This window comes from Aeoliella mucimassa (assembly GCF_007748035.1).
In the GTDB taxonomy this organism is placed as follows: domain Bacteria; phylum Planctomycetota; class Planctomycetia; order Pirellulales; family Lacipirellulaceae; genus Aeoliella; species Aeoliella mucimassa.
Genome location: NZ_CP036278.1, coordinates 3,005,379 through 3,020,554 on the forward strand (window position 1 = coordinate 3,005,379; position 15,176 = coordinate 3,020,554).

14 protein-coding genes are annotated in these 15,176 nt (G+C 56.5%); 13 read left to right on the forward strand and 1 reads right to left on the reverse strand.

What is annotated here, in order from left to right:
* The first annotated feature begins 280 nt into the window (after nucleotides 1–280).
* Together Pan181_RS12045 and Pan181_RS12050 are read left to right on the forward strand one after the other, a co-directional pair.
* Nucleotides 281–1,336 carry an IS481 family transposase gene (locus Pan181_RS12045; protein ID WP_145246897.1) on the forward strand — a complete coding sequence of 352 codons (1,056 nt, stop codon included), beginning with the start codon at nucleotides 281–283 and terminating at the stop codon, nucleotides 1,334–1,336.
* A 162-nt stretch (nucleotides 1,337–1,498) separates the two neighbouring features.
* Nucleotides 1,499–1,912: a hypothetical protein gene (locus tag Pan181_RS12050; protein WP_145247070.1), complete on the forward strand. Its 414-nt coding sequence runs from the start codon at nucleotides 1,499–1,501 to the stop codon at nucleotides 1,910–1,912.
* Here the strand turns inward: Pan181_RS12050 and Pan181_RS12055 are convergent.
* On the reverse strand, nucleotides 1,909–3,837 hold the full coding sequence (locus Pan181_RS12055; RefSeq protein WP_145247071.1) for a chloride channel protein: 1,929 nt from the start codon (nucleotides 3,835–3,837) through the stop codon (nucleotides 1,909–1,911). The genes Pan181_RS12050 and Pan181_RS12055 overlap by 4 nt on opposite strands.
* Nucleotides 3,838–3,974: 137 nt before the next feature.
* Here Pan181_RS12055 and serC point away from each other — a divergent pair, with 137 nt between their 5' ends.
* The 11 genes from serC to Pan181_RS12110 all read left to right on the forward strand — a co-directional run bounded on the left by serC (nucleotide 3,975) and on the right by Pan181_RS12110 (nucleotide 15,171).
* On the forward strand, nucleotides 3,975–5,069 hold the full coding sequence (gene serC, locus Pan181_RS12060; RefSeq protein WP_145247072.1) for a 3-phosphoserine/phosphohydroxythreonine transaminase: 1,095 nt from the start codon (nucleotides 3,975–3,977) through the stop codon (nucleotides 5,067–5,069).
* Between the two features lie 57 nt (nucleotides 5,070–5,126).
* Nucleotides 5,127–6,746: a phosphoglycerate dehydrogenase gene (serA, locus tag Pan181_RS12065; RefSeq protein ID WP_145247073.1), complete on the forward strand. Its 1,620-nt coding sequence runs from the start codon at nucleotides 5,127–5,129 to the stop codon at nucleotides 6,744–6,746.
* Nucleotides 6,747–6,982: 236 nt separating this feature from the next.
* Complete coding sequence (locus Pan181_RS12070; RefSeq protein WP_145247074.1) at nucleotides 6,983–7,534, forward strand: RNA polymerase sigma factor; 552 nt, start codon at nucleotides 6,983–6,985, stop codon at nucleotides 7,532–7,534.
* The gene (locus Pan181_RS12075; RefSeq protein WP_145247075.1) at nucleotides 7,524–8,558 is read left to right on the forward strand and encodes a DUF6768 family protein; all 1,035 of its coding nucleotides are present in this window, start codon (nucleotides 7,524–7,526) and stop codon (nucleotides 8,556–8,558) included. Before Pan181_RS12070 ends, Pan181_RS12075 begins: the two co-directional genes overlap by 11 nt.
* Before the next feature lie 98 nt (nucleotides 8,559–8,656).
* Nucleotides 8,657–8,971, forward strand: a complete 315-nt coding sequence (locus Pan181_RS12080) for a hypothetical protein (protein WP_145247076.1) — start codon at nucleotides 8,657–8,659, stop codon at nucleotides 8,969–8,971.
* A 295-nt stretch (nucleotides 8,972–9,266) separates the two neighbouring features.
* Entirely contained in the window at nucleotides 9,267–9,497 is a 231-nt protein-coding gene (locus tag Pan181_RS12085) for a BON domain-containing protein (RefSeq protein WP_145247077.1), read from the forward strand.
* A 156-nt stretch (nucleotides 9,498–9,653) separates the two neighbouring features.
* The gene (locus Pan181_RS12090) at nucleotides 9,654–11,039 is read left to right on the forward strand and encodes a zinc-dependent peptidase (RefSeq protein WP_145247078.1); all 1,386 of its coding nucleotides are present in this window, start codon (nucleotides 9,654–9,656) and stop codon (nucleotides 11,037–11,039) included.
* Between the two features lie 33 nt (nucleotides 11,040–11,072).
* Nucleotides 11,073–11,576: a DinB family protein gene (locus Pan181_RS12095; protein ID WP_145247079.1), complete on the forward strand. Its 504-nt coding sequence runs from the start codon at nucleotides 11,073–11,075 to the stop codon at nucleotides 11,574–11,576.
* A gap of 84 nt (nucleotides 11,577–11,660) precedes the next feature.
* Nucleotides 11,661–12,362, forward strand: a complete 702-nt coding sequence (locus Pan181_RS12100; protein ID WP_145247080.1) for a transglutaminase-like domain-containing protein — start codon at nucleotides 11,661–11,663, stop codon at nucleotides 12,360–12,362.
* Between the two features lie 121 nt (nucleotides 12,363–12,483).
* Nucleotides 12,484–14,139 (forward strand): matrixin family metalloprotease, encoded by a 1,656-nt coding sequence (locus tag Pan181_RS12105; RefSeq protein ID WP_231943823.1) that lies wholly within the window; start codon nucleotides 12,484–12,486, stop codon nucleotides 14,137–14,139.
* 258 nt (nucleotides 14,140–14,397) lie between these two features.
* Nucleotides 14,398–15,171, forward strand: a complete 774-nt coding sequence (locus tag Pan181_RS12110) for a hypothetical protein (RefSeq protein ID WP_145247082.1) — start codon at nucleotides 14,398–14,400, stop codon at nucleotides 15,169–15,171.
* Nucleotides 15,172–15,176 lie beyond the last annotated feature (5 nt).

A 15,176-nucleotide genomic window follows, 5' to 3' on the forward strand; every position in this document is an offset into this window, starting at 1 on the left:
AACTGTGCGCCGCACGCGGTAGTAGATGAAAACGAAGAATCACGATTCAGGAAAATCGGAATCCTAGGTTCGTAAGATGACGAAGCATCGAAATCTCATTGCCTTCACGGCAATCCATGTGCTGGCGCTCGCGATTAGTTGTAGATATCAAAACTTAATCTGACACTAACCAAGGTTTGAGGTTAGAGTACCGGCTGCAATCATTGCTTGAACGAGCGCAGCGAGTGATAGCAGTGATTGCAGCCGGCGGCCGCCTCATTTCCCCCAAGGAGTGTCCGAGATGAGTAACGATCAGAAAATCATCAAGAACAAGCTGGGCCTGCTGAAACTCGCTGAGCGGCTGGGCAACGTCTCCGAAGCGTGTAAAGTGTTTGGCTACTCGCGAGATAGCTTCTATCGCTTCAAAGAGTTGTACGACAACGGCGGTGAGGAGGCCCTCAAGGAGATCTCGCGGAAGAAGCCCGTCGTCAAGAATCGTGTGGCCGCGGAGGTCGAAGAAGCGGTGGTCGAAATGGCCTTCGAACAACCGGCCTATGGCCAGGTCCGTGTGAGCAACGAACTGAAGAAACGGGGCATCCTGATCTCGTCAGGTGGTGTCCGTAGCGTCTGGTTGCGGCATGAGCTGGAGACGTTCAAGAAGCGGCTGAAGGCTCTGGAGGCCAAAGTGGCTCAAGATGGTATTATCCTTACCGAATCCCAGGTCGTGGCCCTGGAGAAAGCGAAGCTGGAGAAGGAAGCTCATGGTGAAATCGAAACCGAGCATCCCGGTTACCTGGTGGCGCAGGACACGTTCTACGTCGGCACCATCAAGGGCGTCGGGCGAATCTATCAGCAGACGGTGATCGACACCTACTCGCGAGTTGCGTTTGCCAAGCTGTACGATCGCAAGAATGCGTTGGTCGCGGCCGATATGTTAAACGATCAGGTGATTCCATTCTTCGAAGCAGAGGACGTGCCGGTACTGCGCATGCTCACCGATCGTGGCACCGAGTACTGTGGCAGCCGTGAACATCACGAGTACCAACTGTACCTGGCGATCGAGAACATCGATCACTCGAAGACCAGGGCCAAGCGGCCACAATCCAACGGCATCTGTGAACGATTCCACAAAACCATGCTGCAGGAGTTTTACCAGGTCGCATTCCGCAAGAAGATGTTCAGCTCGATCGAGGAGCTGCAAACAGATCTTGACCAGTGGATGAAGAGCTATAACCACGAGCGACCGCACAGCGGTCGCTACTGTTACGGCAAAACGCCAATGGAAACCTTCGAAGATGCCAAATCGATCGTCAACGAAAAGCGACTGGACAAGAACTTGCAACTGGTCGCTAACTAGATTGTCTGTCAGATTAAGTGTTGGTTACTACAGATTAGTACCTATATCGCTTCGATTGAAATTGAGTCGATACTGCTCAGTGGTATCATTTGCTCCATCACGGGCATCGTATTGACGGTGGCTGCCGCCAGGAGTGGCCGACTGGTGGAGTCCTTGGCCGCCATGATGACTCCTGTCATTGCCGTATCGCTCTTTGTACTCGAAGCAATGTTTCTTCATCTGGGACCTAATCGGGCTGCTTATCCATTTTGCATTGTGTTTATTGTCAACCAGACGATTACCACAATCGTGCTTTTGATTGAACTAAACCTTCTGCTGCAACCAAGTGGCCAACCGCGATTTCAAGTCACTCTCAAAACACTCCTGGTATTGATGACAAGTTTTGCCTTGTTTTCAGGAGTCGCACGATTCTTGTTGCGCAGGGAGCATAACTGGATCATGCTCGTAGCATTGGGATTGCTAGGGCTTACGCTCGTCGGGCTTGCAAGTGTTGGGTACGAAGCGTTTACAAAAAGCACTTCTAACGAAGAAGCAAATCCCGAGGATGTAGAAGAACAGCAACAAGCCGGCGATTAATGCCCGTTGAGCATCTCTTGACGATACCGCGACATCACATCGCTACGAAGTAGCAATCCTACCAGGCGACGATTAGCACCCTTGCCGACCTCAACAGGCAACGTTTCGACATCTCTTGTGCCAAAGTCGCGTAACGCTTCGATGAGGTTTTCGGAGGGCTCCACCGAGATCGGCGCGCGAAGCGCGATATCTTCGGCGTTCACCAGGTGTGGCGAGATGTCGCTATCGAGCACTCGGTGTAGATCTTCCGCGCGGATGATGCCGATGAGTTTGCCTTCTTCGTCGTTGACGGGAAGGCTCTCAATATCGGGGTTTTCGCGGGCAATTCTTACGATTTCGGGTACCGTGTCGGTGTGCTTGAGCGATGGGAAAACACGGACCATCACGTCGCGGACCATGATGTGATCGAGCGCGTGCAAGTCGTGACCGCGAGCAATTATATCGCCCCGGCGGGTCAGCTTCTTGTAGTAGATGCTGTCGGGTTCCATCATGCTGGCGACAAGGCTCGACAATCCGGCTGCCGCCATGATGGGCAGAATAATCTCGTATCGGCCGGTCATCTCATACACAATTAAGATTGCTGAGAGCGTACCGTGCGTAGTACCTGCGACGACGGCCCCCATGCCGACAATGGCATACATACCGGGCGAGGGGGTGTACTCGGGGAGGATCCACTGCATGACAATGCCGATGCAGGCACCCAGCGTCGCACCGATGTACAGGGACGGCGCAAACACACCGCCCGATCCACCACCGCCGAGCGTAAGGCTGGTGACTAGCGGCTTCAGGAACACCAGCGGCAACAACCAAATGAACTCTTGAATCATCTGATTGGGGGCGACAAGTACTTGTTTATCGGGTGTGTAGTGAGGCAGATCTGGATCAACCCCTGCTTTCGTCGGCTGCAAATGTAATGCATGATCCACCACCCCGTAGCCTACCCCTAACAGCGGAGGCATCGGTTGCTCACCCTCTGCCATTTCGGTCGCACGAACATCCGATAAATGAGGTGGGACATGGGGATACAACACGCCCGCGGCACCGATCAGAAGACCAATGACGATGGCACGTTTCCACCAAACCGGCAGCCATTCGCGGCATACATCTTCGATCCAGTACAGAAGTTTGATGAAGCCAACGGCCACCAATCCGGCGATGAGCCCAAGCAACAAGAACGAAGGTAACTGCAGCCAGGCGCCGCCGAAGTCGTAATTCAGATCCTGAAAGGCGGGCTCGAAGCGGTGTTCGCCGACATGCACTTGAACGATATCAGCGATCACGCAAGCGATCACAATCGGCGTGAGCGACTGCACAGCGAAGTCGCCGAGGATAATCTCGCTGGCAAAAATCACTCCCGCCAGTGGAGCATGGAAGGTAGCGCTGATGCCTGCGCCTGCACCGGCGGCAACAAGCAACTTGATATTGCGGGCCGAGAGCCGAAACTTCTGCCCAAAAACGCTCCCAAGCGTCGCCCCGATCTGCACGATAGGCCCTTCGCGGCCCACGGCTCCACCCATACCGATGGTGAGCCCGCTGGCAATGACTTTGATGAACCCCACGCGAGGGGGGATCACTCCGTCGTGTCGAGCAACAGAGCAGATAACTTCCGGCACGCCATGGCTTTGAGCCGCAGGAGCCCACCGTCGTGTAATGGCAGCCACGGCCAGAATACCAATGGCCGGACTCACTAGCACTGCCAAGCCCCACCATTGGGATTCTGACATGCGGTTAACAGCGCCGCCGTAGGTGTGGCTGGTAACAAATTCGATGATGAACGTGAATATCACGGCACCATAGCCAGCCAGCAAACCGCAAAATGCGGCTAAGAAAACTAATAACGCTTGTCCCTCAATCGCCCCTCGATGGCTTAAGGAGGTCCACCAGGTGCGAACTTGATTGAACAATTGGCTGGCAATCTGTGTCATGTTGGAAAAATGGGTAAGACATCGTGTCTGTTGGTCGGCGCAAATGCCCGTTTGGGCCCTAAACTACCGTGGCTACGGGCGTTACAATCATGACGCGTTGGCATTACATCTCCCTACCTATCTACCTTACCACCGCGATGAGCACTCGAAATTACAATTTTTCCGCCGGCCCCGCCACGCTCCCCCTGAGCGTTTTGGAGAAGATTCAGTCAGAAATGCTCTCACTTCCCGGTGTGGGAGCGAGCGTCATCGAAATAAGCCACCGAAGTGGTCCCTTTTTGGAGATCGCTGGAGCGGCTGAGGCGAACCTGCGTAAATTGATGCAGATTCCCGACGATTACGCTGTTTTGTTCCTGCAAGGCGGTAGCCGACTGCAGTTCTCCATGGTGCCGATGAATCTGCTGACCGACGAAAAGAAGTCGGCCGATTACATCATCACCGGAAGTTGGGGCAAAAATGCGTCGCAGGAAGCCGTAAAAGAAGGTGGTGTCCGCAAAGCCTGGGATGGTAGCGATACCAGCTACACCCGTTTGCCGGCGGCCAGCGAGTTGGATCTCGATTCGAACGCTGCGTTTGTGCACATTACTTCGAACGAGACAATTCAAGGTGTGCAATTCGCTGCAGAGCCGGAAGTTGGCGACGTTCCACTGGTGTGTGATGCTTCGAGCGACGTGATGCACAAACCGGTTGATATCAAGAAATACGGCCTGATCTACGCTTGTGCCCAGAAAAATGCTGGACCGGCTGGTCTGACCGTCGTGATTATGCGGAAAGATCTGCTAGAACGTTCGAAAGATAGCTTGCCTGGCTATCTCAATTACAAGACGCACGCCGATGCCGACTCGATGTGGAACACACCTGCCACGTTTGGCATTTACGTGTTGAAGCTGGTGACTGACTGGTTGATCGACGAAATCGGCGGCCTGGAAAAAATGCACGAGCAAAATAAGCTCAAGGCGGCCATGCTGTACGAAGTGCTCGACGCGTATCCCGAGTTCTACCAAGGCCATGCTGCGGTCGATTGTCGCTCGTTGATGAACGTGACATTCCGGTTGCCTTCTGACGAACTAAGTGCCGAGTTCATTAGTGCGGCGAAGGCTCAGCAACTCACCGACCTGAAGGGGCATCGCTCGGTAGGCGGTATCCGTGCTTCGATTTACAACGCCATGCCGGTGGCTGGTGTAGAAACGTTGCGCGACTTCATGAAGGATTTCGCCAGCAAAAAGGCGTAGTGACAGCGTTTGCTTCCTCCCTCTATTCCCTCCCCCTCTACTCCCAGCTTGAATCCAATGCCCAGCGTTATCGTACTCGACAAATTGGCACAGGAAGGCCTCGACATGCTCGAAGCTGCGCCTGGCATTACCTACGAAGTGATCACCGGTCTGAAAGGCGAAGAGCTTCGCGAGGCTCTGAACCGATTCGATGGAGCGATCTGTCGCAGTGGAGTGAAGATTACGCCCGAATCCCTTGAAGGCAACCGCCAGCTCAAAGCGGTGGTTCGAGCGGGGGTGGGAACTGACAACATCGACAAAGCGGCTGCTACCAGAGCCGGCATCGTGGTCATGAATACCCCGGCCGGTAACACCCTTAGTACGGCCGAGCATACGGTCGCGCTGATGTTGGCCCTCTCGCGGAATGTCGCGCCCGCTTACCAGAGCCTAATCGAAGGGCGTTGGGACCGCGGCAAGTTTATGGGTACTCAGGTAGCCGGTAAAACGCTTGGTGTGATTGGTCTTGGACGCATTGGCTTGGCAGTGGCCGAGCGGGCGCAGGGGCTCGAGATGAACATCCTGGGGTACGACCCGTTCATGACCGAAGAGCGCGCCCAGTCGCTGGGGATCGAACTGGTGAAGACCGTGGATGAGATACTGCCTCGCATCGACTATCTCACGGTTCATACTCCACTGACCGAAGAGACTCGCAATCTGGTCGATATGGAGCAGCTCGAGATCATCAAGCCCGGCGCTCGCCTCATCAACTGCGCTCGCGGCGGCATCTACAACGAAGCGGCTCTGGCGGCCGGCCTGGAATCGGGCAAGCTGGCCGGTGTGGCCCTGGATGTCTATCCCGAGGAGCCTTGTACCGAGAATCCGCTGTTTGGCATGCCCGGCGTCGTTTGCACTCCTCACTTGGGTGCGAGCACCGAAGAGGCTCAAACTTCGGTGGCCACCGAAGCGGTGGAGTTGCTCACCGCCTTCTTGACGACGGGTGCTATTCGCCACGCGGTGAATGTTACCCCGCTCGATCCGAAGACCCTCGAATCGCTCCGCGGCTATCTCGATGTGGCCTATCGATTGGGACGTTTGGCTGCTTGCGTTCAACCCAGCGGGCTCTCCTCGTGTCATCTGATGTACCGTGGCGAGATTGCTGGCAAGGACACCAAGCTGCTGACTTCGGCCTTCTCGGCCGGTCTGCTCGAAGGAGCCATGGACGAGCCAGTGAATCTGGTAAACGCCGAAGTGGTGTTGCACGACCGCGGGATCGAGCTTGTCGAAGAGTCGAACAGCGACATGGGAGCCTTTCGGGCATCGATGTCGCTGGAACTCTTCGCTGGCGATAGGTGCCAAAAGTTTACCGGTGCTCTGTTCGGTAAAGAAATGCCACGTTTGGTGGCTGTCGACGGGCAACGCCTCGAAGCTTACCTGGATGGTTCGATGCTCATCTTCCACCATCACGACCTACCGGGCGTGATTGGTTCGGTGGGGACCATTTTCGGCGAGCATGGGGTGAACATTGCCCAGATGGCAGTCGGTCGTACTGCACCCGGCGGTCAGGCCGTTGGTGTGCTGAATCTCGACGGGGCTCCCTCCGACGAAGCGATTGCCGCCATCGAAGCACTTCCGCAAGTCACGTGTGCCAAGGCGGTGAATCTACCTGCTGCCGGCGAGTTGCCTCACTGGTTGAGCTAGTCGTCCGGTAACGCCCAAAAGTGTGATCGTTCACAGAGGCTATCCTTTGTACGCTCGTTCGGCGTGAGAGACTGCGCAAATGGTATGCGCCTGCCGTAAGGGGCGACGCTGCTGTGCAGAGTAAGACGCCGTGTCCCCTGATCATGCTGCTGGGGGCCTCAGGGAGTGGTGCCTATTCTGGAAGTTTCTCTGGTTCCGTTTGAACCGATAAGCGTTCACATGCGACCCTACTCCAGATGAACACAAGTGACCGAATTAACGACGAACTACTCGTGATTCGGGCTCAGCAAGGTTCGGAGCAAGCGGTAACCGAACTGGTCGAGCGGTGGCAACACCGACTATGGCGATTTGCCTGGCGTATGACTGACGACGAGCAGGCGGCCTGGGACGTACTCCAGGAAGCTTGGATTGTCATGAGTCGCACGATCGGCCAGTTGGAGGTGCCCGCTGCTTTTCCTGCCTGGGCCTATCGAATCACCAGCAACAAGGCGCGGGATTGGATCCGCCGGCGCCAGACGCGTCGTCGCGCCGATCACATTTACAGTTCATCGCGAACAGAAGTTGATCCCGATCCAGTGGATCGGATCGATCAGTTCGAAGACTTAACTCAAGCCTTGGCCGCTTTGCCGGGCAGCGACCGCGCAATCTTGTCGTTGTACTACGAAGATGGGTTCAGCGTTTCGCAGATTGCCAACATTTTGGAAGTCGCCGCTGGCACGGTGAAATCAAGACTACATTACGCCCGACGCCGACTGCGTCGTTCTCTTAGCGAGGTGCATGATGAGTGAGCATGACGATACCCTGCGACAAGCGTTGATGGAAAATAGCCAATTGCGGGAAGAACGAGAAGCTACATTGCGCGAAGCAGCCACCCAAGAATACGCAGGCCACGTTCGCAAAGTGGAACGCATCTATTGGGTATACGCGATCATCTGTGTTGCCCTGGGAGTAGCCGCGATCAACTTCTTCGCGAGAAGCTACGACATGAAGACTTTGATTGGTTGTGCGGTGGGCATTCTGGTGCTCTACGAAACCACGGTGCTAATGAAGTTGTGGTACGCGACTAGTCGCCTGAAAATGGATGTACTTAAGGAAATGAAACTCCTTCGGCTCGAGATGGCTCGCTTGCAGCAGGCGTCTGGAATCGAGCATCCGATGGACCCACAAACGAAGTACGAACCGACTCGCGGTGCTTCGCCATGGGAACGCCGAGTTTGGATTATCGGTTGCGTAATGGTGGCCATGGTAGTATCGACTTGGACATCACAGGCATGGCAGTTAGGCGGCGGAGAAATCAAGAGTATTGCAACGGTTACGCTATCCCCCGATGGAACCGCCGAGAAACGCATTGAGTCGGTTCGGCAATATAGCAGTTACTATCGACCGACCAGCTTTACCATTTATACGCCCGAAACCAGTCAGTTACGGGTCGTCGACATCAATGGCAACGACCTGCCAATCACCACTTCGGCCATGCATGGTCAGCGTCGGTGCGAAGTCACACTAACCGATGCGGCATTTGTCGACGGGGCGGTTCGCTACACGGAGATAGTCACTACTCCCCAGGCGGCAACCCTCGATGATGGAGTGTGGACCTACACCGATGGGATCCGGCATGCTGGTGGGGACCGCGATTACTCCATAACCATCCTCACCCCCGTTGGAGCCACGGAGGTGTCGACCGATCCTCAAGTAAGTCTCGAGGTAAATGGTCAACAGCGAACCAAAGCTGTTTTTGCAGGCATTGCGGAGGATGATCGCCAGTATCTGTTCCACGTCAAATACCGACTACCTGGTGGTGAGTCAGAATAAATCGGGGTGGAAAAAATAGCTCGACTGCCAGAGGGGACGCATTTACAATGGATGCGGTCCATCCCGTAATCTACTTAGCGTAACCTCTGGCATTTCTTATGGCTTTCGGTCCGTACATGTTGTTTGTGCTGATTGCAGGTGCCATGGTGCTTTACGCGATATGGACCTCGGCTAATCCGAGCTGGCCAATTCGCATCGTGGTTACCACGGAAGGGATGGTGGAATGCCGTGGGCTTCCCCGACAGCGGGTGCCACGGTTTGCCGAGTTCTTTGAGCAGCACGTGCAGGCGGAGCCAAAGTTGGTGGTGTTGGCTTGCCGAGACGCAGGGGGAGGCCTTCGTACCAGTTTCCGGGGACACATCGACGCCGGAACGAAGCAACGCATCCGCAACTACATGCTGGCCGAGCTGTAATCTCGCTGTCCTTCTGGGCCCTTCTGGTTGCTGGCGACAACTCCCCTGTGCGACCCGCACTTTCGTTACCGGTGGCCCTGTGGCCCTGGTTTTCCCAGCCCGCAAGAATTCTCAGGTAAAATTCTGGCACGTGGCAACCGATGGCTAATATTTGTAAGCCCAAAGGGCCGCAGCTTCCAACTAGCAACGCTGTTCCAGCTCGGATTTGTCCAGGCCGCGCAATCGTTGTCGGAACGCCCCTTAAGGCAGCACCCCGCCCTCCTTCTGTAAGCCACCGCGACCGGAGCCACCCGCCATGCTCGAAACCGTCCACGAAGTCCCACAGCTGATTGCCCGCATTTCTGCAGCCCTCGAATCGAGTCCCTACATTTCGCCTGGAAAGGTTCGTGTTGAGTCGGGCGAGGAAGGCGAGGTTCGGCTGCATGGTCGGGTGCAGACCTTTTTTGAGAAGCAAATGGCTCAAGAGTCGATTCGCCATCTCGCTGGCGAGAGCCGCATCCACAACATGGTAGAAGTTACTTGGTAGGTAGCTCGCCTTGCATCGCTCGGGTGTTTTCAAGCCGCACTGGGCGTGCCTGCTTAACGTGGGTAGTTCCGCGAAAGCGTAGGTTGGTGCTATCATCATAAGGTACGCGAGTGTTCTCCTCGTGTTGATGGCACCACCCCACTGCGGCTTTGATTCATGCTACGCACCCTGGCACGCTGGCTCGGCCTCACAGACGATCGCGCCGAACGTCTTCCCCACGTGACTCGGGAATGGCGCGAGATGCTGCGTCGCCATATCTGGCAGTATCAGTACCTCAGCAGTCGTCATCGCCTGCGGGTGGATGAAGTCGTTTGCCGCATGGTCGGAGAACACCGCTGGACCGGAGGTTCCGGTTATGAGGTGACCGACGAGATGCGAGTGGTTATTTCTGGCATCGTCGGGCTGATGTCGCTTGGTCTCGATGAGCCCTATACGTTCCCGCGGGTGCCGGAGATTATTCTCTATCCCAAGGGGTTTTTTGCCACGAGCGAGCAGATGTCGGCCTGGAGTTCCCATCCCGTGCTCGGCTCGAACCTCAATCAGCCCCGCTTGGGAGAAGCCTGGCAGTGGGGTCCCATCGTGCTGGCCTGGGATCGCATCGTCGATCCTTTCGACAACAGTGGTTGGCACGTTAACGTGGTGATTCATGAGTTTACGCATCACCTCGACGGCTTGGATGGCGATATGGAGGGAATGCCTCCGCTGGAGTCTTCGGAGCTCGAGCACGAATGGCACCGAGTCACCGAGCTCGATTACTTGCAGCTGGTAGGCGAAGCCAGGCGAGGAGAGCAAGGGCTGCTGAGCCATTACGGGGCGACGAACCGTGCAGAGTTTTTCGCGGTCGCCAGCGAGGTGTTCTTTGATCACCCGCACGATCTTCGCGACGAGCATCCCCATCTATACGAAGTGCTAGCGAAGTTCTTTCGGCAAAGCCCTGCCGATTTCCTGCCGCGCGACGCTCAGCCGCCAATTCATCGACGTGGCCGCACCGCCTGGCGTCGACCTCGCAGGTACCGGCCCGCTCCACAGCTCGAGATCGATCCCTTCGTACGAGGGCTTTCACAATATCAGGAGCAAGATTACCGCGGTGCGGTGGCCTCATTCAGCGAGGTGATTTCCAGCGATCCCGAAGATGGCGAAGCGTACACATCGCGAGGACTCGCGTATCTCGGACTTCAGCAATGGAACGAAGCACTAAGCGATGCCAATCAGGCTCTAGAGTTTGACGATAGCGACTACGACGCGCAGCTAGTACGAGGCTGTGCCTTGGTGCGATGCGGAGAACTGAAGCCCGGCATCCAATGCCTGCGGTACGCGGTGGAGCATACGAATTCATCTCTCGCCAACGCCCACTTAGGGTGGGCTTATCTCAAGCAGAACGAACCTCGTAAGGCCCTGCACCATCTTTCTCTTGCCCACGCGATCGAGCCGTACGATGCGCAAACCTTGCGATGGCGGGCGGAAGCTCATCTTCAAATGGGCGATGAGAAGCAAGCGGAAGACGATCGTCAGCGGGCCGACCGGCTCGACCCGACGGATTAGGGAATCGACAACGATTAAACAAAGGACTTAGCGATGGAACTCAAACCACACTTGCTGTTCATGCTCGAAGCTGCACGCACTAATACGTTGCAGCAACTTGAGACACTGACAAAGCCAGAGGAGTGGTTCTACCAACCAACCGCAGGGGCGAACCATCCGCTCTGGATCATGGGACACCTGGCCATGGCCGATAATCGCTTCGCCTGGAGATTCCGCGAAGCAACCGACTATAAGCCAGAAGGATACGCCGAATTGTTCTGGATCGGCACCAGCCCGGTCAGTGATGCCAGCTTGTATCCCGCCGTCGAAGAGGTGCGGAATTACCTGGACGACCGCCGGAGCAACCTGCTTTCGGTGGTCGAGGGACTCACGGAGGAAGAAATCGCCGCGCCGATGCCGCCGCTGGAGGGGAACCACCCGATGAACAGTGTTCCGTGTCACGGATCGTGGTTGTATTATGCAGCCATGCACGAAATGGTGCATGCGGGGCAACTAACTGTCTGCCGTCGTGGACTCGGCCAAAGCCCGCTGCGATAGGGCAAAACGTGCGAATGGTGGGCAGAGTCGCCTCGACGGAGTAAGCTGGTAGGAGTTCCCCCTGCCCTTCCCCGCCTAGCCGCGATGCCTGTGCCTGCCTACTGCCAACCATCCGCCTACCAGGCTCTACGAGACGAAATTGCAACCATGGAGACCCCGGTCGGCCTGGTGCGCGCTGCATGCGCGATCGCCGCCCACGAAGCGGGGGTGCTTGAGACCGTCCGGACGCTGGAATCGCTCAACGCGCTAGTACGCACGGTGGAGCATCGCTCGCCGAGCAAGTCGCAAGACGCGTTGATCGCTAACTTGCACGACGTGCTGTTCGACGTCATTCAGCTCACCGGCAACGTAGACGACTATTGCAATCCTGAGAATAGTTATCTGCCGAATGTCGTCACAAGTCGACGAGGCTTGCCGATCACCCTGTCGCTGGTCTACTACTACGTGGCCTGCGAACTGGGCCTTGTCGCCCACGGGGTGAACTCGCCAGGGCATTTTATGGTGGCTGTCGAAACCACCGAGGGGGACCAGCCGACGCTAATGTTCGTCGACCCGTTCTATGGGGGCTCGCTACTGTCGCTCCCCGAGGCGTTTGAGCGGATTATGCAAGCGACGGGGAAGTTCATCGAGCCCGATCCTCGGTTGCTGGCTCCGGCAAGCCATCAGGACTGGCTGCGACGTATTATTCTGAATCTCATTGCTATCTTTGCTCGCAACGGCCGTGAGCGAGATCTCCATGCCATGCAAGAAATGCTGAGTCTGGTGGAGGGGAACCATGTGGAATAAACCGATTCGACCATGCGTGTTTGGCTGTTGGCTGATTGCGATGCTAATCTCAGCCACATGTTGGGCGGATGTTGTGGTGATTGCTAACCGCACTGACCGAAGGATTCCGATCGAGATCAAGTTGCCTGGCGGGGATCCTTGGCAAGTCACGCTTACTCCAGGGGAGTCTCGTCCCATCTTTGCGGACACCACGAGTACGGTCTCCTTAAACACTGGCGAAGCCATCGCTCAGTACAACCTGCAGCCTGGTGCGGTCTACTTTATTGGCGCCCGCGACAACGGTACCATCGACCTGCAGCGGATCGGACTCGGCGACGATTCCGCCTTTCTCGCGGGACTGCCAGGCTCGGCGGCAACCACGCCCGCCGCGACTATTCCGGTGAAGATACTCGTCGACGACGAGGAGATCACCCGTCGCTCGGTATGGGAAGCAACACTCCGCAAACGCGTCGAAGCTGCCTCGAAGATCCTGCATCGCCATGCGATGGTGAAGCTCAACGTTGTGGCGGTCGATACCTGGGACTCGAACGATACCGAAAACAACTTCACCAACAGTCTCAATGAGTTCGAAGAGGAGGTTGACCCTTTCCCTGGCCAGCTCGCGATTGGATTCAGCAGCCAGTACGAAATCAAGAAGGGACGCATCCACATGGGCGGAACCCATGGTGCCCTGCGACCGCACATTTTGCTTCGGGAGTGGTCGCATCTTTCGACGGAGAATGAGAAACTGGAACTACTACTCCACGAACTCGGGCACTACCTTGGGGCCGCTCATAGCCCCGAGCCCGATAGCGCCATGCGGCCGGTGCTGGGCGATGGTCAGGCGCGACGGGCTGGATATGTCATTCGTTACGACCCGGTGAATACGCTCATCATGTCGATGGTCGGCGAGGAAGTGCGTCGCCGACGAGTCGAGAGCTTCGAGGAGATGGCACCTGCGACGCAGCGACGTCTAAAGTCAATCTACAAGATTCTTGGTTACGCCAAACCCGAAGATCCGGCCGCTGGCGTACTTTCCAGGCAACTGCGCGCCCGACGTGACGACGATCCCACAACAGCGGCTACCAGAAAAGTGTTGAGCGAAATGACCCAGTTCGCCCGCACGAATCAAAGTCTGTATCCTGCCGACTCCGGGCGTCCTGGGCCCTGGCGGGTAGAGGGGGAAGAGCTGTTCAATCAACTGGTCCGGTCCGCGGCGAAAGCAGCCACCGAAGTACCCGAGGAACAGCAGGTCAAATCGTTTCTCATGGGCATCGGTATCGGCATTGGCGACCCGCAAGAACAATCTCGCCGGCTAACTGCCATCGATCGGCTGGTCAATATAATCGACACGCCAGCCGATCGGTCGATCCGCAAGTCCTATATCGGGCAGCCAACCGTGCAGAAACGGAACGACTTGGCGCGGCACTTCTCGGTGGCTGCGATGCTCGTAGCCAGTGGTGGTAAAGACTCGGCCGAAGCGATCAGTATGGCCAAGGAGCTGGTCGATTCGAACCGCGGAACCGGTTTCAGCTTTGCCGATCTGGCGGCCGACAAGTCGGGCATCTACCTGGCTCAGCAGCTAATGGATGGCAAATTGAAACTCAGTGATGTCGCCAACAACTTTGAGGCGAAGAACTACATCGTTTCTGTCGCCGGCTTCCCTGAAGGAATGACGACCATGCAGTTTATCCAGCAATTTGGTGGTCAGAACGACGATCGTTTTAAGCAAATGCAGGAGAGAATCGAGACCGGCATTCAGGGACTCCCCGCTTACAAAGCTGGCGCAAAACCGTAGCCCAACCGCCAATCAAGCATCCAAAATTGGCACTTTCTACGGCAACAGGCAGGTTTGCGATCCGCGCATCGAGGCACGAAAGTTTTTTCTGCCGTTTTTCCTGCTTTTCTGATCATATTACGCCCCCCTCGTGGCAATTCCTTTAGCGGAAACTCTCGGCCGTGCTAGAGACGGCCGATGGGGCCTTGCTGGCGATCTCAGACGAGGTCGTTGCCTCATTCTTATCTTCTTGTCTTGTTTAGCAACGTGGAGGGACTAATGCGACTCTGTTTCACTCTGCTTGCCATCGGCTTGATGGCGGGTTTTTCAACCTTACAGGCGGGGACCATTGTGCCCGACTTGAGCGACTCCGATGCGTCGCTCGTCTATTCCGACACTGTTGTCGGCTCGACCATTGCCAATTATTTCGCTCCTACGCTGGCCGATGGCGTAACCCTGGCGGCAAAACTGACGCCGACCCAGGTCGATATCGACATGCCTGCTGAATCGGCGGTCGCAGTAATCGAAACCGGTGGCACGACCAGCGGTTCCGGCATCTGGCTGCTCGGCGGAGAGTATTGGTTCCTCACCAGCAATGGCAATGCAGGGGCGTTGCCGGCCGACGCCGATGGCGGCGACAGTGGCATCGGCGTGTCTCTCGGTTCTGCGGTTCCTGGTCAAGAGAACTTGGTGTGGGCATCGTTCGACGGAGCCAACGGGGGGCTTAAAGGAAGCGTGAATGGCGTGGTCACCGAATACCCGCTGGCCAATGTCGGTGGTGGTTGGAATTGGGGCGGCAACAAGAGCGTCTCGTTCGGCGAACCCGATCCGACTCTCACTGGTGCCAACTATGGCTGGCGCGGCGGCTTGGTCGACAACCTTACCTCTCCAGCTCTGTACGATACCAATAGTGCGGTGAGCCTGGATGGCACGGTTGCATTGGGCCAGATCTACAACACTGTTAGCGCCACGCCGGTTTCGGTGCCTGAGCCCAGCAGTCTGCTGATCGCGGGCTTGATGGCCGCTGGTCTGATCGCTTACCGTCGCTCTTAAGCTTC